The sequence below is a fragment of the Bacillus sp. TH19 genome (genome assembly GCF_016651075.1).
Taxonomy (GTDB): Bacteria; Bacillota; Bacilli; order Bacillales; family Bacillaceae_G; genus Bacillus_A; species Bacillus_A mycoides.
This window is the reverse complement of sequence record NZ_JAEKEO010000007.1, coordinates 387782-408884: the sequence shown is the minus strand read 5'-3', so window position 1 is coordinate 408884 and position 21103 is coordinate 387782. Positions and strand designations below refer to the sequence as shown.

21 protein-coding genes are annotated in these 21103 nt (G+C 37.7%); 5 read left to right on the top strand and 16 right to left on the bottom strand.

Going from position 1 to position 21103, the window contains the following annotated elements:
* Window positions 1-13: 13 nt before the first annotated feature.
* Both JFU54_RS05750 and JFU54_RS05745 read right to left on the bottom strand, forming a co-directional pair.
* On the bottom strand, window positions 14-1567 hold the full coding sequence (locus tag JFU54_RS05750; protein ID WP_201063925.1) for a zinc ribbon domain-containing protein: 1554 nt from the start codon (window positions 1565-1567) through the stop codon (window positions 14-16).
* Window positions 1568-1572: 5 nt separating this feature from the next.
* Entirely contained in the window at window positions 1573-2061 is a 489-nt protein-coding gene (locus JFU54_RS05745) for a zinc ribbon domain-containing protein (protein ID WP_002034798.1), read from the bottom strand.
* A 158-nt stretch (window positions 2062-2219) separates the two neighbouring features.
* Here JFU54_RS05745 and JFU54_RS05740 point away from each other — a divergent pair, with 158 nt between their 5' ends.
* Window positions 2220-3839 carry an SWIM zinc finger family protein gene (locus tag JFU54_RS05740; protein WP_002129991.1) on the top strand — a complete coding sequence of 540 codons (1620 nt, stop codon included), beginning with the start codon at window positions 2220-2222 and terminating at the stop codon, window positions 3837-3839.
* On the top strand, window positions 3823-6579 hold the full coding sequence (locus JFU54_RS05735) for a DEAD/DEAH box helicase (protein WP_201063923.1): 2757 nt from the start codon (window positions 3823-3825) through the stop codon (window positions 6577-6579). The genes JFU54_RS05740 and JFU54_RS05735 overlap by 17 nt, the downstream gene beginning before the upstream one ends.
* Before the next feature lie 99 nt (window positions 6580-6678).
* Here the strand turns inward: JFU54_RS05735 and JFU54_RS05730 are convergent, their stop codons facing one another.
* Window positions 6679-7164 carry a VanZ family protein gene (locus tag JFU54_RS05730; protein WP_001080696.1) on the bottom strand — a complete coding sequence of 162 codons (486 nt, stop codon included), beginning with the start codon at window positions 7162-7164 and terminating at the stop codon, window positions 6679-6681.
* Window positions 7165-7275: 111 nt separating this feature from the next.
* Between JFU54_RS05730 and JFU54_RS05725 the strand changes: the two genes are divergently transcribed.
* The gene (locus JFU54_RS05725) at window positions 7276-7500 is read left to right on the top strand and encodes a DUF1659 domain-containing protein (RefSeq protein WP_002016256.1); all 225 of its coding nucleotides are present in this window, start codon (window positions 7276-7278) and stop codon (window positions 7498-7500) included.
* A gap of 21 nt (window positions 7501-7521) precedes the next feature.
* A complete protein-coding gene (locus JFU54_RS05720; protein WP_002034804.1) occupies window positions 7522-7737 on the top strand; it encodes a DUF2922 domain-containing protein in 216 nt (71 codons plus the stop codon).
* A 20-nt stretch (window positions 7738-7757) separates the two neighbouring features.
* On the opposite strand, the gene JFU54_RS05715 is transcribed toward JFU54_RS05720, so the two are convergent.
* Window positions 7758-8156, bottom strand: coding sequence for a DUF4359 domain-containing protein (locus JFU54_RS05715; RefSeq protein ID WP_002034805.1), 399 nt, complete (start codon window positions 8154-8156; stop codon window positions 7758-7760).
* Between the two features lie 194 nt (window positions 8157-8350).
* On the opposite strand from JFU54_RS05715, the gene JFU54_RS05710 reads away from it, so the two are divergent.
* The gene (locus JFU54_RS05710; protein ID WP_201038748.1) at window positions 8351-8857 is read left to right on the top strand and encodes a competence protein ComK; all 507 of its coding nucleotides are present in this window, start codon (window positions 8351-8353) and stop codon (window positions 8855-8857) included.
* A gap of 54 nt (window positions 8858-8911) precedes the next feature.
* Here JFU54_RS05710 and JFU54_RS05705 read toward each other — a convergent pair whose 3' ends face one another.
* From JFU54_RS05705 to JFU54_RS05650, 12 genes are all read right to left on the bottom strand, one after another.
* Window positions 8912-9382, bottom strand: a complete 471-nt coding sequence (locus tag JFU54_RS05705) for a sigma-70 family RNA polymerase sigma factor (RefSeq protein WP_002089676.1) — start codon at window positions 9380-9382, stop codon at window positions 8912-8914.
* A 213-nt stretch (window positions 9383-9595) separates the two neighbouring features.
* A complete protein-coding gene (gene yknW, locus JFU54_RS05700) occupies window positions 9596-10264 on the bottom strand; it encodes a YknW family membrane protein (RefSeq protein WP_098635171.1) in 669 nt (222 codons plus the stop codon).
* Window positions 10265-10391: 127 nt separating this feature from the next.
* Window positions 10392-11591 (bottom strand): ABC transporter permease, encoded by a 1200-nt coding sequence (locus tag JFU54_RS05695; protein ID WP_201038746.1) that lies wholly within the window; start codon window positions 11589-11591, stop codon window positions 10392-10394.
* On the bottom strand, window positions 11588-12268 hold the full coding sequence (locus JFU54_RS05690; protein ID WP_002130002.1) for an ABC transporter ATP-binding protein: 681 nt from the start codon (window positions 12266-12268) through the stop codon (window positions 11588-11590). The genes JFU54_RS05695 and JFU54_RS05690 overlap by 4 nt, the downstream gene beginning before the upstream one ends.
* On the bottom strand, window positions 12265-13449 hold the full coding sequence (locus tag JFU54_RS05685; protein ID WP_201063921.1) for an efflux RND transporter periplasmic adaptor subunit: 1185 nt from the start codon (window positions 13447-13449) through the stop codon (window positions 12265-12267). Before JFU54_RS05685 ends, JFU54_RS05690 begins: the two co-directional genes overlap by 4 nt.
* Before the next feature lie 248 nt (window positions 13450-13697).
* The gene (gene pgtP / locus JFU54_RS05680; RefSeq protein ID WP_002016239.1) at window positions 13698-15032 is read right to left on the bottom strand and encodes an MFS transporter; all 1335 of its coding nucleotides are present in this window, start codon (window positions 15030-15032) and stop codon (window positions 13698-13700) included.
* Window positions 15033-15051: 19 nt separating this feature from the next.
* Entirely contained in the window at window positions 15052-16086 is a 1035-nt protein-coding gene (locus JFU54_RS05675; RefSeq protein ID WP_033716010.1) for an ABC transporter substrate-binding protein, read from the bottom strand.
* Window positions 16083-16865 carry a DUF3919 family protein gene (locus JFU54_RS05670; protein WP_002089688.1) on the bottom strand — a complete coding sequence of 261 codons (783 nt, stop codon included), beginning with the start codon at window positions 16863-16865 and terminating at the stop codon, window positions 16083-16085. Before JFU54_RS05670 ends, JFU54_RS05675 begins: the two co-directional genes overlap by 4 nt.
* Before the next feature lie 66 nt (window positions 16866-16931).
* Window positions 16932-18362 carry a HAMP domain-containing sensor histidine kinase gene (locus JFU54_RS05665; protein ID WP_201038742.1) on the bottom strand — a complete coding sequence of 477 codons (1431 nt, stop codon included), beginning with the start codon at window positions 18360-18362 and terminating at the stop codon, window positions 16932-16934.
* Window positions 18363-18373: 11 nt separating this feature from the next.
* Window positions 18374-19045: a response regulator transcription factor gene (locus JFU54_RS05660; RefSeq protein WP_002166430.1), complete on the bottom strand. Its 672-nt coding sequence runs from the start codon at window positions 19043-19045 to the stop codon at window positions 18374-18376.
* A 118-nt stretch (window positions 19046-19163) separates the two neighbouring features.
* Entirely contained in the window at window positions 19164-20156 is a 993-nt protein-coding gene (gene galE, locus JFU54_RS05655) for a UDP-glucose 4-epimerase GalE (RefSeq protein ID WP_201063919.1), read from the bottom strand.
* A gap of 90 nt (window positions 20157-20246) precedes the next feature.
* Window positions 20247-21077, bottom strand: coding sequence for an SGNH/GDSL hydrolase family protein (locus tag JFU54_RS05650; protein ID WP_201063917.1), 831 nt, complete (start codon window positions 21075-21077; stop codon window positions 20247-20249).
* Between the last annotated feature and the right edge of the window lie 26 nt (window positions 21078-21103).

The window sequence follows — 21103 nt, the reverse complement described above, 5'->3', positions numbered from 1 at the left end:
GTATTTCTCCCCCTTATTTTTTCACTAATTTCATACCCGCGAATGTTAATACGTAAGAAATAAGAAAACTACCTACTATTAAATATAGCGTGTTACTTTGAATAGATAATATCGGTCCAGAAATTCCAGCGAACTCCTTCATAATTTCCTTACTTCCTGAAGCTGTAATATGAATTTTTGCTAATCCATTTATACAAAGCATCATCACTGTATAAACAGCACTAAACACTGCTATAGTTACGTACATATTTCGCATACGATATTGAGCCAATTTCATTCCAGCCCTAACTAGTAGAATACATGGTAGAAGAATTAATAATCCCCACCAATGTAAATACGAATTAAAATCATCAATATCTTTTATACGATCAGCACTAGCACCATTAGCGATTTCCAGGTCTTTTAAAGACGTACCCTGTATTGATATGCCTGACATATACGATACATGCAGTGGCCCTTTTTCGACTGAATATCTATGCATTTCTCTCTCCATATTTCCCCACTCAATTTCAGTTGGAGAAAGGTGGGCCATATTCCACATGAAAGGTGTTGCTTCTAAAGAAAGTAATACTTTATACGCCTTCTCTGGAAAATCAATTGGACCCATTGATTTTGAACTACTAAATAAAATCGTAATAAGTATAATACCAAATGTAATAAGTAGTCCTTTCAAAACAGTCACTATACTATAATAAATAGACGTTACATACGGGACAAACTGACTAGTAGAAGAAAGCATACGATGCGGTCCTGCTTCAATACTCATACCAATAAAGCTGAATAATAGGCCAAATATAATACCAAACAATAAACTAACAACATGAGAATATACAACATCAATAGTCATCGTTTGATAGAAATAAGAAATAGATGTAGAAGAACTTGCCATAAAGCTTACAATACATAAGAAAATACCGTATATCATGCCAATTACACATGATGTCATGAACTTCTCTCGCCAACTAATTGAAGGTTTTTTTCTTTCAACAAAAAATCCACTTCCACCTAATATAAGTGCCGGAATAGTTACCAAGATGAATAATGGCATATGAAGAAGGAATGACATCGTGTATGCCCCGCTCCCGCTAATCTCAATACCTATTAAATGACACATTAAAATTAATGGTGCTATACCAATAAATGATTGATTAATGGTATTCATATTCAACATACCATCCGTATTTCTAACCGCTGTCTCCACTACATCATTTATAGCAGAATCTATTATTAAACTGCCAATGAAGCCTGCAATGAACATACATACAATTGCAAAAGCACCACCGAATAATCCTTTTTTCAGCATACTTCCTGATGCATTTACATGTAATTGCGCTCCTGCATTTGGTAATTTCATGTTCGATTCTTTTTGGGCGACTCCTAATAAAGAATCACCGCATTTCTCACAATATGTAGCATATTCTTTACTTTCCTGTCCACATGTTCGGCAATACTTCGAAGATTGCGGGACTAACATAACATGGCTATCTATACTATCCGTACTTGAGCCGTCATGTGTACAATAGTTTACTGCCTCAGGCTGTTCTAAACCGCAAATTTTACAATACATGTTCCTCACTCCTTACTTTGCTTCATACCACATGCTGGACAGAATGTAGCTTCCGTTGCAATTTGTTCACCACATGAAGAACATGCTTCTTTTTCAATATTTTTTGATTGAAGGAGTAACTCATTTTCTTTACCGCACTGCCCGCAAAATTTATCATTTAATGATAATGGACCACCGCAACTACACTGTCCTTTTTGTTCTTGTCTCTGTAAATTAGAAATTTGTCTGCGCGTGTTATAAATAGCAACATCAAGCTCTTGCACTGGTGCTACAATAGCTTTCAACAAATCTATTCGAACTTCATCATCACGAAGTTGCATATATACCGTTTGACCAAGTTCAAGTAAAATTTCAGTTTTTTCTTGTAACTTCTCTTGTGTAATCTTCTTTAATTGCGCCATTTCCTGTGCTACTTGCAACTTCATCTTGCCTTGCTCAATTCCCTCTTGCAACTTATTCATGCCATTACCAAACTTCGATTGTAAATCTGACAAACAAATTCTCTCCTTTTAATTACATAGTAATATACAAAATTAACATTATATATATTACCATGATTTTCTAATTGTGTAATTAGAATTTCATTTTTTCTGTTTTGAGCATTTTTTGTTTATAATGGTAAAGGAAAGAAATCTGTGTACGGAGGAATATTATGCTGCAAGACTCAATTACGAAAGATGAAATTATGATGATTGCGAATGAGTTCGTTCAAGGGCTTGATCCACAGCAAGTTGCTGATCAAGAGCATGTCGCTACAGCTCGGCAACTATATCGTAGTGGTGTTGTCTATAACGTTGACTTTGATGGCTATACGCTATCCGGAACTGTAAATGCTGAAGGCAGTGTATATAGTGTTCACATTCCGATTCGTAATGTCACTGAAAGCTATTGCGATTGCTTCGCGCCAACGCAATGTCAGCATATGCTTGCTGTGTTACTATCTGCAGCTTCTAGTTTTGGGCAAGTAGGAGATGTATTAACTTTATTCAAAAATAATACAAAACCTTCTCTTCCTCCTATTCGAACTGCACGACAAGTATTGCAATCATCAGCTTTTGAAGAAATGGATTATAAAAGTTGGCAAACATACTTTGAAAATGAATATGAATCATTTAAAAAAGAACAAGCGCGGCTCACTTATAAACAAATGTATTTTCTTATGAGTCTTTTTACAGACTTCTATACAAAATTAGAACGGAAAGCTCCGCGCATCGTTGCTATTCATGAATTATTTAAGTTGCACGCGGCACTTTATTGCTTTCAAAAATTATTAGAAGAAATTCAAGAATTTGAAGCAAACAAACTATATTCTTATCACCAACCAGTTAACGTCGTTCGCCTATTCGTTGATAAAGTTGAATCTACCGTTAGGGACCTAAAAACAGAGGCGATTCCAGAAGAATCCAAACCGATTTTAGAAGAAACAGCGCGGCTCATACATGAATCATTCTTCTCTACCGATGCCTATACACAAGAGCGATTCTTCATTTATCGTCACGTATGGGGTGAACTGTTAAGAACAGAGGAGCAGCTACAAGAAGAAAAAAAACGAATCGATACTAAAATCAATCCACTTTCCAAAGCATTAGCATCTTCTCACCTGCTCTTTTTAAACGGTGAAGATGTATCGGCAATGGAATTACTGGAAAAACAGCCTTCTTCTGTTGTGAGCCTTTACTTCTATTGGTTAGAAGAGTTATTAAGTGCGATGGAGTGGGACCGCGGGAAAGATTGGCTTTCCTTTACTTATAAACAAGTAAAAGAAACGATAACGGAACAAGAAAACACCGTCTTCATACAAGATATCGTTCGATTATTTGTGATGATGTATGAGACATATGCAACACATACGAATGAACAAGCGGGATTAGAAATGATTTTACAAGAACTATTACCGTATAGTTTCACAAATTATGAACAATATGTACTTGCGAAGAAACAATACCATGCATGGACAGAACTTCAGCTCTTATATGGATTCGAAGTAATCGAACTTTTGAAAGAACCATTGAAAGATATTGAAAAAGAAGCGCCCGAAGCAGCACTTCCTCTTTATCACCATGCCGCAATGGAAGCAATTGAAGAGCGAAATCGCAAATCATATAAACGTGCCGTTCGTTACTTAAAGAAATTACGTATGCTTTATAAACGACTGAAGCGAACTGATGAATGGGATGCTTTCATTATTCATATCGCTAACTTACATTCACGTCTGCGTGCACTACAAGAGGAATTACGGAGAGGAAAATTAATCGATGATCATACAAACTGAAGTAACAATTAGGCTCCAGCACGTTAGTCAAGGTTGGTTCCTTTGGGGAGAAGATGATAGCGGTACGCTCTTATCCGTAGCAACTTGGAAAAAAAATGCATTCGCATGGCACTCTACTTCTTTCTACGGAACGTTTTTAAAAGAAGCAACGTATGAGGGAAAACAAGGCGTTATGTTAACGAATGCACAGGCATTTGAATACATCGCAAATAAACCGATGAATTCATTTGCAAATATGCAAATGAACGGTCCTATTACGGCACTTACAAAAGACGCAAGTGAATTATGGGACGCTTTCGTCAGCGGCAGCTTCGCACCTGACATGAAGCATTGGTCTCAGCAGCCATCTTGGAAAGTTCAGAATACTTCAATTGAAGATGACATGTTAGCATCTCTTTTCTCTGCCGCTGTGAACGAAAGTATTTTGCAAGATGCTCGCTCAAATGACGGATGGGAAGATGCAAAGAGACTATACGAACATTACGACTTTACGAAAAGGCAATTGGAAGCAGCACTACATGAAGAGGATTGGCTTCGAAAAATTGGTTACATTGAAGATGATCTTCCATTTACAGTCGGCTTAAGACTACAAGAACCGCAAGAAGAACTTGAAATGTGGAAGCTTGAAACAATCGTTACACCAAAACGTGGTGCACATCGCATATATGTATATGAAAGTATCGATTCCTTACCAAAACGATGGCACGATTACGAAGAACGTATCCTTGAAACACAAGAAGGATTCAGTAAGCTCGTACCGTGGCTAAAAGAGGACGACAAGTTCCGAGAAGAACTCTTTGAAACGGAAGCTTGGAACTTCTTAACCGAAGCAAGTAATGAATTACTGGCAGCAGGTATTACAATTTTACTACCATCATGGTGGCAAAATTTAAAAGCAACAAAACCGAGGTTACGTGTACAGCTGAAGCAAAGTACAGCACAAACACAGTCTTTCTTCGGCATGAATACGCTCGTTAATTTCGACTGGCGCATTTCAACGGACGGAATTGATTTATCAGAAAGCGAATTTTTCGAACTCGTTGAACAAAACAAACGTCTTTTCAATTTAAATGGTCAATGGATGAGACTTGATCCTGCCTTTATTGAAGAAGTAAAAAAACTAATGCACCGTGCCGATAAATATGGACTTGAAATGAAAGATGTGTTGCAGCAACATTTATCTAATACGGCAGAAACAGAAATTGTAGAAGACGATAGTCCGTTTACCGATATTGAAATCGAGCTAGATGGATATTACGAAGAGCTTTTCCAAAAACTTCTGCACATTGGAGATATTCCAAAAGTAGATGTACCATCTTCGCTACAAGCAACACTCCGCCCGTATCAACAACACGGTGTTGAGTGGTTGCTATACTTACGAAAGCTTGGATTTGGAGCATTATTAGCCGATGATATGGGACTCGGAAAAAGTATTCAAACGATAACTTACTTACTATACGCTAAAGAAAACAATCTCCAAACAGGTCCTGCATTAATTGTGGCACCAACATCAGTCCTTGGAAATTGGCAAAAAGAATTTGAGCGTTTCGCACCAAGCTTACGTGTTCAATTACACTATGGAAGTAACCGATCTAAGGATGGGTCATTTAAAGATTTTCTTCAATCAGCAGATGTTATATTAACTTCTTATGCATTAGCTCAGCTTGATGAAGAAGAACTTAGTACGTTATGCTGGGATGCTGTTATTTTAGACGAAGCGCAAAATATAAAAAACCCACATACGAAACAGTCGAAAGCAGTAAGAAACCTACAAGCAAATCACAAAATTGCTTTAACCGGTACACCGATGGAAAACCGACTTGCTGAGCTTTGGTCTATTTTCGACTTTATCAATCATGGGTATCTCGGAAGCTTAGGACAATTCCAGCGCCGCTTCGTCACACCGATTGAAAAGGACCGCGATGAAGGAAAAATCCAGCAAGTTCAGCGGTTTATCTCGCCGTTTTTACTGCGTCGTACGAAGAAAGATCAAACGGTCGCATTAAACTTACCAGATAAACAAGAACAGAAAGCTTATTGTCCACTAACTGGCGAACAAGCTTCCTTATATGAACAACTTGTTCAAGATACATTACAAAATGTAGAAGGATTAAGCGGAATTGAAAGACGCGGATTTATATTACTTATGCTGAACAAGCTAAAACAAATTTGTAATCACCCAGCCCTTTATTTGAAAGAAGAAGAACCACAAAATATCGTCGAGCGCTCTATGAAAACAAAAACGGTAATGGAGCTCATCGAAAATATAAAAGACCAAAATGAAAGTTGCTTAATCTTCACTCAGTACATTGGCATGGGGAACATGCTAAAAAGTATGTTAGAAGAAACATTCGGTCAGCGCGTCCTCTTCTTAAACGGGAGCGTACCGAAGAAAGAGCGTGACAAGATGATTGAGCAGTTCCAAAACGGAACGTATGACATCTTCATCTTATCGTTAAAGGCCGGCGGAACAGGATTAAACTTAACTGCCGCCAACCATGTCATTCACTATGACCGTTGGTGGAATCCAGCTGTAGAAAACCAAGCAACAGACCGTGCTTATCGCATCGGTCAAAAACGCTTCGTTCACGTTCATAAGCTTATTACAACGGGAACACTTGAAGAGAAGATTGATGAAATGTTAGAACGAAAACAATCATTAAACAACGCCGTCATTACAAGCGATAGTTGGATGACCGAACTATCAACCGACGAACTAAAAGAATTACTTGGCGTATAAAGTGAAGGCTTTTACGGGCAGTTAATGCGGGATAAGATGGATGTTTCTATTCCCACAAATAGCGGGATAAATGAAAAAGGAGCAAATCTCTAACTGAGATTAGCTCCTTTTTCTATGCCAAAACCAATTGCTTATTATAATTCCTGTTAACCCGCCGCACGTATCAAGCAATGAATCTTGCCACATCGGTGTACGGTCTCCCGTAAACCATTGATGAATTTCATCAAATGTTGCATACCCCGCAACGAAAAGGAGGGCGTATGCAAAGCACCTTTTTCTCGAATAACCCGATCGATGAAAAGCATAATACGTCAATGAACCGAGCATAAAGAACACCATAAAATGAGCACCTTTACGAAGGAAAAACTCAACAAATCCACCTACACCTTTATTTGCGATACTAACAGGTGTACCTCCCCCATAATCGATAGATACCCATGAAAAATGCTCTTTCACAAACTCAGCATTTACATATTGCTCAATATCCGAGCGCATATCCTGTTTTTTATATGGCTGTGCTGAAGAATAGAAAATAATCCCCATCCATAGTAATACAGGAATCCAAAATAACCATTTACGATTCATTCTTCCGAAAACCCCTCTCTTAGTCTTTTAAGAGTACCAAAAAAAAGAAAAAATTTCACGCCAAAACATGACATTTACACCCTATTTATAAAGTGAAAGGGGGTGATAAACATGGCAGTTGAAACAATCGTAATGGATTTAACTTTACGCCTTGTATTAAACGGAGGATTAGACAAAAACGGTAAAACAGTTTTTAAGAACAAACAATTCAAACGTGTGAAAACAAATGCAGATTTAGGAAAAGTACATGAAGTAGCACGTGCTCTTGCTTCACTACAACAATCATCACTTCACGCTGTACAACTTGTAAGCACGTCAGATCTTTCTAATCTATAATTAAAAAGGAGGGAATAAAGCATGCAAGTACTAGAGTTAATTTTCGTGAAAGAAGATGGAAAAACAGTTGCCTTTTCTATCGAAAATCCCATCACACCAGTAAATGAACTAGTCGTAAATCAAGTAATGGATACCATTCTTTCTTCATCTGTATTTTCATCAATTAGTGAAAATACTCGTAAAAAAGGGGCTCGCCTCATAGAAAAAAACGTATCTGAAGTTCAAATCACTCCGTAAATCAAAAAGACGAATCTGCATTATTTTGCAGATTCGTCTTTTTTCTTCGGCATTTCAATTGGAATAAAGATGTTTGAAAAACCAACACAAACATACTTATAATTCTCTCCGCCTAAATCAAACTCTGTCGTATATGTTGAGAAGAAAATATAATCATTTCGCTTTGTATAATGCTCAATTAATAATCCAACTTGTGGTTCAACATACTTATTTGCTAATTTCTTTCCCGCCGATGCTAAGTCGCCAAGTATACCCTCTTTGTTTTCTTTCTCAACCTCTTCTAGCTTCTTACTCACATCATTACGCTTCATAAATTGTTTTGCTGCCCAATCCGTATATTCTCCCTTACCCGGATTACTGTTTGCTAAATAAACCAAGAGAACAACAGCTAGAGCCATAATAATATACTTTTTCTTCATGCTATATCACCGCCTACTCTTTTCTATTTTCATATATATGTACAAGCGATGCAAATTAGAAAGACTATCATCTATTGATTGTAAACGAACAGTAAAAATTTACAATACACAACAGAAGATTAATAATAATTTTACATAATTCGTATATAATTATATTCAGAATAACAATTCTTATAAGGGAGGATTTTAGAATCATGAATAATGAAAATGATATTTTTATTTCTAGTTCTACAATGATGCTCGAACCTTGCAAACACCCTTATTACCGGACAAAAATTATCGACAGTAGCGGAAACCCTCTGTACTCTTGCCAAACAGCTATCCAACTTATAAAGAAATCTTGTCTAACACATGTTCATTCTACTTATCAAGGTAGACGTCATGCAGTCCAAATAAACTTTAAGCTCAAACAAAATGTTCCAATTCCGATTAATCACAAAGAATATATTTGCGTTTTCCCAACAGAATCTCCTTCTTCTCCAAGCTGCATTTGGTTGTTCTATAACCATATAGATGAGATAGAGTTTTCCAAAAAAACTAACAAAGCTAACATTCATTTTTTTAACGGAGCTACCATAACAATACAAATAGGTTCTCATAAGTTACAGCAACAATTTTTCAAATCTGGACATGTATTATCCCGAATGAACATGCAAGATTCATTACACTCAAAAAACCTCTTGCCACATTTACTGCCTTAAAGTAAATAGAATGGAACGCAATATTTCCTTTGCCTTCCATTCTACTTATTATTCTTATCCCCTTACACTATCTCTCATTTTCTCAAGTGCTTGTCGATATACCCATCTCACTTGATAGTACGTCATCCCCATTTCAGAAGCTATCTCTCCCATATTTTTCCCTGTAAAAAATCGCTCTGAAATAATATGCTTCTCCCTCTCATCTAACACACTCATAAAATCCTTCGCCCTCGTTCCAGCATCTTCACACTCAAATCGTTCCTCATACTCGTCCGTGCATACATAGCGCTCTTGCACTACGCATTCTTTCTTCAACCTCTCCAATATATAACCACGTACTGTTACGACAGCATAAGCAGGGAAACTACCTTTCTCCTCCTCATACCTTTCATAAGCATGCCAAAGACCAATTAAACCACATTGATAATACTCTTCATAATCCTGGTAAATATTTAACCTCTTTATTTGATTTACAATCATACCTTCATACAAAACAACCGTATCTGCAAAAGTCGCTGGCTTCACACAGTGCCCGTTTCTAAAAGGTATACCTCTTCAGTATTCCGCGGTACCTCTACAATATAAAATGAGAAAAGAAATTTCATTGTGGGTAATTTCAAATACTGCTGCCGTAATTTGAAATTACACTAGGCCGTATTTGAAATTCTATTTGAGGTATTTGAAATAGGAGTAAAAATAAAAAAGGTGACTCTAGGAAGAGTCACCTTTTTTATTTTATTATTGGAACATACCTTTTACCGCACCAAATCCAATAGTTAAGATAAAGAAGACAACCATAAGAATTGTTGCTTTCTTTTTACTTAAACCAGCCGTAATTTGAAGACCTAACCATGTAATAACAAATCCCCAAATTGTGAACACTTCAATATTATTTGCAATACCTTTTGCAACACCACCACTTGAAGCGAAAATCGGTCCTAAACCAGTATACATTTCTTGTCCTGACCCGCCTAAAACAAGTGCTAAAACTGTGTTTATTAATAAACCAAGTAATGAAATAATGCTTGAGTACACACTGATTGTTAATAATTTCTTATAAGAAGTATCATTGCTCATTAACATCATAAATATTTTATACACTGCTGCACTAATAAAGAAACTAATCGCCATACCAATAGCACCAAATACTGCACCCGTACCAAACGACATTATAGGTGTAACGCTAACACCCAAATCCTTATTCATCTTAATCGCCTCAGGGGTTAGGGAGTACACATAAGCAGCAAGGCCTGCAACAAGTCCACCTAATAAAACAAGTATCCAAAATGCACCCCATACCGCATTACTCGTCTTCATTCTCTCAAACTGTAAGCCAGGAGAAGTAATCATTCCAAACAATGACGGCTTCTCTCCTTCAACCTTTTGCGTATTCAAATTCGCTTCCATTATAACGCCTCCTTCTATTTATATAACCCGTTCTAACGGGCGGTTCACATCCTCATTTTGAGGCTACGAACCGCCCACTAGAACGGTAATGTGTAGTAGAGAACCCCTTCTCTACTACACTAACAATTTACTCATAACGAAGTGCTTCAATTGGATCTAATTTCGCAGCTTTGTTCGCTGGAATTAATCCGAAGATAATACCTAGTGTCATAGAGAACAATACGCCCCCAACGACAACTTCCCATGAAACGAGCGGTGGCCACTTCGCAAATGTGGAAACGATATATGCCCCGCCATACCCAAGACCAATTCCGATTAAACCACCTAGAAGCGTTAACATAACTGCTTCAATTAAAAACTGTAATAAAATTTTACTACGCGTCGCTCCAAGTGCTTTACGTACTCCAATTTCACGCGTACGCTCCGTTACAGATACGAGCATAATGTTCATAACACCAATACCACCAACGACTAATGAAATACCAGCGATACCACCAATAATCATTGTCATAATACCGGTCATCTTTGAAATACCTTCTTGAAGTTCTTTTAAATTCATAACTTCGTATTTACCAGTTGCATCAGTCGGTTTACGACTGTTTAAGACATCAGCAGCTTTTTTACCTGCTTTTTCTAAATTATCTACATTTTTCGCTTGAACAGAAATATTTTGAATTTCATCTTTTCCATACAGTGTCGGCCATAATGAAATCGGAACTAGTGCTTCTGACGGTCCCATTCCCATAAACTCGTTATCTGATTTGTAGACACCGATAATTTGCATCGGTTGCCCCTTCATTTCAATAATTTTACCGACTGGATTGGCATCCTTAAATACCTTATCTTCCATTTGTTTACTAATCATGACAACATTATTACCTTGATCCACATCTGATTCTTGTAAAGAACGTCCCTTTAACAACTTTACTTTATTTACTGAAAAATACTCACTGTCTAATCCAGTAATATTCACCATTTCTATTTTATCTTCAATATCAATTGGTTCCATACTTGAATTTGTTGTTACAACATGTGCGATATCTGGAATTTTTTTAATTTCAAAAATATCTTCTTCAGTTATCTTCGGTGCTTCTACCATCGCCATACCAAAAGGATCATTCATATCGGCACTATAATGAATCGGTACCGTTTGATTACCTGATCCAACAAATTGGGATTTCAGTGCAGCTTCCCCGCCTTGCCCAATCGCAACGACGGTAATAATAGAGCCTACACCGATAATAATCCCTAGCATCGTCAAAGCTGAGCGTAGTTTATGAGCTAAAATAGACGATAAGGCAATTTTCATACTATCTAGTAAACTCATACTGCACACCTTCTATCTTCTGTAACTTTCCCATCTCGCAGTACAATGCGGCGGGAAGAATACGCTGCTACCTCTTCTTCATGCGTAACCATAACAATCGTCGTACCTTCTGCATTTAGCTTCGTGAAAATATCCATAACTTGTGCACCAGACTTCGTATCAAGTGCACCTGTCGGCTCATCGGCCATAATAAACGTTGGATTATTTGCAATCGATCTCGCAATCGCTACACGTTGCTTCTGTCCACCTGATAACTCACTAGGTAAATGATGGACTCTATCTGATAATCCAACTTTTCCAAGCGCTTCAAGGGCTCTTTGACGACGCTCTGCTTTCTTCACCCCACCATAGATGAGCGGAAGTTCAACGTTTTCCACTGCGGAAAGACGCGGCAGCAAATTAAAGTGCTGGAACACAAAGCCGATATATTCATTACGAATTAAAGCTAGTTTTGACTCGTCTGCTGTTAAGATATTCACATCATTCAACATATATTCACCTTCTGTTGGACGATCTAAACAACCGATAATATTCATAAGCGTTGATTTACCAGAACCAGACGGTCCCATAATAGAAACGAACTCACCGCTTTGAATTGTTAAACTAATACCATGTAAAATCGGCACTGCCAATTTTCCTTGATAATATGTTTTAGCAATATTATTTAACGTAATCATTTCTCTTTCACTTCCATTCCGTCATACACGTTGTCGGAAGGATTTTTAACCACCTTTTGCCCCACTGTTACGCCTTCAACAACCTCTGTCCAATCTCCATCATTCGCGCCTTTTTTCACATTTTGCTTACGAAGTTTTCCTTTGTCTTCGATATAAACAAATGCATCTTCGCCTTTTTCTACAATGCTCTTACTTGGAACAGCAATCATCGTCTTATTCTCTAAATTTACTTGCAGAGAAACGTGATAACCTGGAGATAAACCATCTTGGCTATCAAGACTTGCTTTATATGTATATTGAGACATATTTTGAGTTCCCTCACCAGCAGCTTGAGCCATCTCTGCACTCGTTGGGAATTCACTTACTTCCGTAATCTTACCTGTCCACTTCTTCTTATTATTTGCTTTCGCAGTTACAGTGAACGTTTGATCTTTTTGAATTTGTGACTTTTGAAGCTCTGTTAAAGTCCCTTGAACCTGGAACGGGTCTTTAGAAGCAACTTGTAAAAATGCTTTCCCTTGACCACCTAATGCCTGAGATGAACTTTGCGCTGCATCCTTATCTAACTTCTGTACAACACCAGTAAAATTACTATAAATCGTAAGTTCTTTCTGTTTTTTACTTAACTCTTCTTTTTGTAACTTCCCTTTTTCTTTCTCAAGGTCAGTTGTCTTTTGTGCCATTTCTAACTCACTTACTTGCTCTTCCATCGGGTCTGTTACTTCTTTCCCAGCCCCACTATCTTTTACCTTCTTAATTTCTTTCTTCAATGAATCAATCTTCTTTTTCCCTTGATCGTAACGCATATCAGCCATCTTCTGATCAAGATCAGCTTGCTTCATTTGAAGATTAATTTCTTCATTATCATAAGAGAATAGTTTCGTTCCTTTTTCTACCTCTTGTCCTTCTTTCACTGCAATATCTTTCACTTTTCCTTTAGTCGGATCCGCATAGAAACTTTCAATATTTCCTGGCTTCACTTGACCAGAAATTAACTTCGTATTATTAAGCTTTCGCTCTGTCACTTTCTCAAAACTTACAGCATCTGTATTAGCCGTACCTTTCTTCTTACCTTGCATAACAAAAATATTAACTGCTGCTACAATAACAATTAGTGCAATAACTCCGATAATAATCCATTTCTTCTTCTTGTTTGGAGTACGAACCGTATTAGGTAACATATTCTCTCTCCTTTTATATCTTAATAGTTTAATAGATATTCAATTGTATAAAACTTTCTGAAATTTATAACCCCACTTACATTGTTACACTCATTTTACAAAGTTTTACACAATCATTTATATTGTAACAAAAATACCAATGATTAGAAATATGACATTCTATCTTTTAAGATAGTTTTAAGGAAAGGTTTCCTTATATAAAAAAAGCGATCCAAAATAATGATTGGATCGCTTTTCTGAATAAACTATTACGCCACTTTAGGACCTTTTCTCTCATGTCCACGTTGAACGATAAATAAGAATACTGTTGATAAAATACCGCCTGCTAATAGTAAGATGAAGCAGCCATCCCAGCCAGAACGATCAACAATAACACCAATTGCTGCGTTTGCTACAAGACTTCCACCTACATAACCGAACAGACCACACATACCAACTGTTGTACCTACTGCAAATTTCGGTACTAATTCCATCGCACTTAAACCGATTAAAAACTGTGGTACGTAAATTAAACAACCGATAATAGAAACTGCAATACTTACAACAAGTACGCTAGATGCTTGCCAATATACAACCGTACCAATAACAACTCCGGCCATACTCATAATACATAACGGCATACGTTTTCCTTTAAATAACTTATCACTTAAAAGACCAACGATTAATGAACTTGGAATTGCCATACCTTCAAAAATCGCGTATGCAGCATGCGCTTCTGTTTTTGAAAAACCTTTAACTGTCGTTAAATAAAGCGGAACCCAGTTAATAACACCGAAACGAATTAAGTAGACAAATGCATTCGCAATACATAAATACCAAACGAACTTATTTTTCACTACATATTTCATTAAAATTTCTTTTGGTGACATCTTGTTAGCATTATCTGCTTTTTCAAGATTTTCATAGTCATTACGATACTCATCAATTGGAGGAAGACCTTCAGATTCTGGTGTATCCTTCGCATTAATCCAAACAAGAACTGAAATTACCATTGCGATAATTGCTGGGAAAATAAATACGCCGCCTTGCCAATGGTTTTCACCGAAAATACCTACACCAATTCCGACAAGGGGCGGCACTAGCATTCCGCCAACGTTATGTGAAATATTCCAAATACCTGTTTTCGTACCACGTTCTTTCTTCGAGAACCATTTCGTCATAACAATACTACAAGGTGGTGCTCCCATACCTTGTACAATACCGTTCAGGACAAGTAATGTAACAATCATCCCAAATGAATTTGCAAACCCGAAGCAAATATTTACAAGCCCTGATAAAAATAATCCGACTGCGATAAAGCGCTGGGCGAAAGCTTTATCTGATAAATTCCCCATAAAGAACTTACTAAATCCATAAACAATTGCCATTACTGAACCTAGTAATCCAATTTGAGCTGTACTAAAACCATATTCTTGTACTAAATACGTACTTGATAACGTAAAGTTACTGCGCACTAAATAATAAGCAGCATATCCAACTGAAATTCCAATTAGTACACGAATACGCAGTAATGTATATACTTTAGCGATCATATCCGCTGGTAATCTCTCAATTGCAGGTGCTGGCTTAAGCCATTTAAACATATTCTTTCGTCTCCTTTTCTCACTGCTGAGAGAGACGCTGTCTATTCCATATCTCGATTATTCCACTATTTGATATATTTTTGTTCGTCCTTCTAACCGGCTGACCTTCTATCTCTTTCTGATTCTTCGCAAACATCGTTGGTACGCCAAACGAAACTTTTTCTAAAATGTGCCCCGCTTCTTCTGATAAACAATAATCAATAAATAAGTCCGCTATAAAACCACTCGGTGCACGCTTCAGTTTCGAAATCGCATTAACAGATAAGCCTGTTTGCTCAGGTTCATTACTTACAATAGGAAAGCCTTGTTTCTGAAGCATTCTCTGATCTCCCGCAAAATTGATGCCTATCATATATTCACCGCTCGCAACCAGTTCTGCGGGCATATAACCATTCACCGTTACTTCACCAACTTGCCTTGCAAGATTCTTAACATACTCTTTCGCTTCTTCTTCACCTAAAGTATCAATAAGTGCTTGAAACAAAGTATATGCTGTGCCGGAAACATTTGGATCAGGCATTGCAATCTTACCCGTATATACCGGATCTAATAAATCTTGCCACCTTGATGGATAGGGAAGACCGAGCGGCGCTATTTCTTCATTCCACCGCTCTTTATTAATCGCAATTGCCAGTTTCTCCACTTCATAACCGTACCAATAACCATCTTTATCTTTAACAGTCTTTGAAATACGATTCGCATGCTGGGTCGTAACAGGAATAGAAAGGTTCTTTTGCTTCATCATTTGATGCGCATCTACTGTACCGCCAATAATAATATCCGCCTTCGGATTTCCAGCTTCCTCTTCTACTCTCCGAAGAAGTTCTTCTGTCGATAGACGAATAAATTCATATGTACACCCGCGTTGTTTACAAAATGACGAAAGCAAAGCTTCACCAACTTCCTCGCGGGCCGCTACATACGCAACGAGATGACGATCATCCAAAATAGGGAGACCACTTTTATTATATTTAATAGAGGTTGTATCTCGAGAGCAACTAGACATCGCTCCTCCGATTACTAGCAAAAAGAAGAAAAAGGCTATCTTTCTCATGACACACTCTCCTTTACAAGGAATTCTGCTAGGGAGCCCTTCATATACATGACATTCCCGTTATTATCACCGAGATATTGCACAACAAAGTACGATGGATACACAGAAATAGTTAGAATATCCTCCCGCTCATTCTTTACACGTTTGCCTGTTTTATAGGCAGTAATATAAGCAATCGGCTCATTCTGTGATTGTAATAATTTCTGAATTTCTCCGTAATCTGTAATTTGCTTTGCGTATCGAATAGAATCAAATATTTGCGTAAGATCTATAGTACGTATTACATCCCCTTGCCTCACTACAACTTCCTTTGCCTCCGCAAAGAAATTACTAATGCGCTCTGGTGTATAATACAGACTTAACAAATACGTTTGAAATGCTGAGATCATCGGATCCGTGCCATTCTTTCCGTATACATTAGCCTCGTACTGGAACAAGTCACCTACTGCAAAAGTACGTTTATGTCCATTCAAGTACGTTACTTCTCCAGTAAATACTTGTTCTTGATTCCTCGCTTCTCTCGGTTCTATTCGAATTCGGTCAAAGAATGAAACAATCGTATGCAAACGAACTTCATCCGTTACAACAATTTCTCCCCACTTCTCATGCCTTACTTTCACTTCAGTAGGAAGGGATTCATTCACTCTTTGTAAAACGGCTTGTTTGTCATCCACAATTGTGATTCGATTATATATTTGCTTCTCAATAACATAAAACAAAATAAGAGAAACGATCATACAAAAGACAAACATAAGAATTTGAAATGATAGCCTTTTCATTTCTGCCTACCTCCAAGATAAAAAAACGTTGTTTCGAAAATACCGCATAATTGTTTCATAAATGTATCATTTAACCGCTTTCAAGTTTTTTATGTCTTCCATCCGTCTCGGAAGTAAAAATGTAATGCATATTGTAGTCCCCATCTCTTCACTACTCTCAATTCGCATACTTCCGCCTTGCTTCTTCATAATCTCCTGACAAATGTATAAGCCATAGCCATTCCCGTAACTTGAAGGAAGCACCTTACCTTCCGGAGACTCATTCCATTCTGCAAGCACACCTTCATCCATACCAATACCATCATCATGAACAAAAACTTTCGCTTCCTGCTCATTTATAATTACATTCATACGAACTTGCGTAGCATCACTATATTTAATCGCATTATCAAGCACATTCAAGAAAATTTGCTTCGTCTTATCAAAATCCGCAACGACGTGTACTTCTGTTAACTCATTCATAACTTCAATTTCAAACTGCTGCAACCTGAGTTTCACAATCGAAACCGCTTCTTCTGCCAATTCTTTAATATTCACGACTGTAGGTGATACTTCAAACGTACTCTTCCCGTACTTTGAAGACTTAAGTAATTCCTCTACAAGTGATAATAGACGCTCACTTTCTACAGACACATAACGGAGGCTCTCCTGCACATCCTCCTTCGACTGTAACTTCGGAATTAAATCCACATAACCGATAATTGCCGTAAGCGGTGTTTTCAGCTCATGCGTAATGCGGTCCAAGAAATCTTTCTGTTTCTCTTTCTCTTCCTTCAGCTGCTTAATATGCAGTTCAATCCCATTAGCCATCGCATTAAAGGACGCTGAAAGCTGCGCAATTTCCACATACTCATTCAGCTCAATCTTACTTTCATAATCTCCATTCGCAAGCCGATATGCCATTTGCCTTAACTGATCAATTGGTTTATGAAGAGACTTCGCCAAACGAATCGCAAAGAAAATACCAGCAGCTACTAAACAAAGCGACGTCATTAAAAACGTCCAACTTACATTTGTTAAAACTTCCTTCTCATCCGTTAACTCATTTATAAAACGAATACTTCCAATGACATCGTTTCCATAATAAACCGGACTTGAAAACAAAAGAATTGGAGCTGGGTCTCCCTCCTCGAAAACATAAGATTTCTTTCCCTTCAAAGAACTCTCAATGTCAATATTCCGATGAAGTAACGCTCCTTTTTGTGTATCTGCAACAACATCTCCATTCTTCCCAATCATCTGCACTCGGACATCCATTCGCTTTGCTAAATACGAAGCAATTAAAAGCGAATTAGGCCCTAGCGTCTCAACTTCTGCTTCCTTCTCTAAATAATTCATCGTATAGATTTGCGCTTCCACACTTAACTTTTCTAAGGAATCTGCCGCATTATGATACACATTCTTCTCCAGTGCAATATAAACAACCGCATACAAAAGAACAAGAATTGGAATCAACAACCCAACTATTCCAAACACCATATTTCGTTTTAAAGACATATCATCACCTTTTAGCAATCAAGCTTATATCCCACACCATAAATTGTCTTAATATACTCCCCGCTCGCGCCGAGTTTCTTTCGAAGCCTTTGCACCATAATATCAACCGCTCTCGTATTTCCGATATACTCAAACCCCCATACCTTCTCTAATAGCTCATCTCTCATGAATACACGCTGCGGATTCGAAACAAACAACTGACATAAATTAAATTCTCGGTACGTTAACTGAATCTCCTGTCCACTCACATGAAGCTTTCGTTCCTTTGGACAAATAAGTAAATCACCAGCCCCAATCACCTCATGATTTAAAGGAACCTCCTTCTTCTTCACGCGCCGCGCCATATTCTTCACCCGAAGAATGAGCTCCGCATAATTAAAAGGCTTCGTCACATAATCATCAGCTCCAAGCTGAAGACCAAGTAACTTATCATTCATCTGACTCTTCGCTGTCAGCATAAGCACCGGAATATCACGCTCCTTCTCCCTGAATAAACGTAACAACTCATACCCATCCGTATCAGGAAGCATCACATCTAAAATAAGTACATCCGGCTGCTCATTCCATCTCTCTAAAGCTTCTCTTCCATCAGCCGCCGTCAATACTTCATACCCTTCCATCTCTAACTGCATCCGAATCAAATTACGAATACTCGATTCATCATCTACTACAAGTATTTTCATCATTCTCCTCCTTCCATCCTGTATTATAGTACAGTTTAGTATAGCAAAAATAAAACAAAAAAAGAGAGGGTATTGTCGAACATATTTTGTCGACGATACCCTCTCTCATTTATTAAACTTATTTCTCATACCCATTAGGTTTCTTCTGATGCCAATCCCACGCGTGCTCGATAATTGTCTTCACATTTACATACTCAGGATTCCATCCTAACTTCTCTTTCGCCTTTTGAGAAGACGCTACTAAGCGTGCTGGATCTCCCGCACGGCGTGGTGCCATCTCAGCTGGAATCTCATGATTCGTAACTTCACGAACTGCATCAACAATTTCTTTTACACTAAAGCCATTACCATTTCCTAAGTTGTAGAAATCACTTTCCCCACCATTTTGTAGGTCTTTAAGTCCTAAGAAATGAGCCGCCACTAAATCTTCAACATGAATATAATCACGGATACAAGTACCATCTGGTGTATTATAATCATCACCGAACATCATAATCTTCTCACGCTGACCTAACGCCACTTGTAAAACAAGAGGGATTAAATGTGTCTCTGGACGGTGATCTTCCCCAATAATACCACTTGGAGTTGCACCAGCCACATTAAAGTATCTGAAAATCTTATAGCGTAAATTAGAGGCTTGGCTATACCAATGAAGCATCTTTTCGATTGCTAACTTCGTCTCTCCGTATGTATTCGTCGGATTTGTCTTCGTTTCCTCAGTAATAAGGTCTACATCTACCTCACCATAAGTCGCCGCAGTAGAAGAGAAAATAAACTTATCTACTTTAAACTCATCCATTACTTCTAGCAGGCAAAGTGCACCATACACATTGTTATTATAATATTGAAGAGGCTTCTCCATACTAACTCCAACTAAAGAATCAGCTGCAAAATGCATAACCGCCTCGATATTTTCTTGTTTAAAAACATCTCTTAAAAATTCCTTATCACGAAGGTCACCATTATAAAACTTCGCACCTTTCGTAATCGCATCTTCATGACCAGTTTGTAAGTTATCTACTACAACTACAGATAAACCTTCGTCTACTAATTTTTTAACAGCGTGAGAACCGATATAGCCCGCTCCGCCACAGATTAGAATTGAATTCATTGTCTTCCTCCTACATATATTAGGATTTCTTACTTACTCACTTTCTTATTATAAAAGGTATACGATTGCTCGTATACCTTTTATATATCATTACTTAGCTACAAAATAATCCGTTACATATTGTGCCCAAACTTCATGCCCTTTAGCACTTGGGAAACCGAACTCCTCTTGTAAGTACGGTAAAATTGCTTTCGTTGTTGCATCAGGCCATGCTCCCCAATGATCAACATATGTATAACCATTTTGCGTCGCAAATTGTTTTAATGCTTCAATCGCTTTCGGATAATTCTTCGCACCATACACTGGGTTTGATGGTTGAATCATAATTGTAGCGCCTTTTGCGCTAGTAGAAAGTGCCTGAACAAACTTCTGTGTATTCGCAACAGAATTTCCATTACCATTTTTTCCGTTATCAGTAATAAATGGTGGCTCAAACAAAATCACATCTGGATTGTCTTTCGCAATCTCTTTATCGCGTTTATTCGCGATTAATTCCTCTGTACTTTCACCCTTATATTCCTTTACCGTCACATTCCATAAACCTTTACCGTAAGAAGCCTCTAAATTAGCAGTGAACTTAGCTACCCAAGCATCTTTTTCAGATGAAGAAGCTTCATCACCAACAATAACAAGATTTACTGCCTTCTTATCCTGAGCAGCTTTCTTTAACTTCTCTTTCACTGCATCAGGTAAGTTCTTCGCGTATGCTTCATTAAAAGATGACTTTGCATCTTGTTTTTTCTCTTCTTTTTTCTCTTCCTTCTTCGCTCCGCTATCTTTCACTTCAGCCTTTGTTTTCGTTACTTCACTCGTTTGTCCTGTTGCATTCGCAATCTTCTTATTCCAATATAGTTTACCGCTCACAACCGAAGCAATAAACAATACAAAAATAAATAGGACAACTACTGCTTTCTTATTCATCGATTCACCTCATCTATTAATCTCAC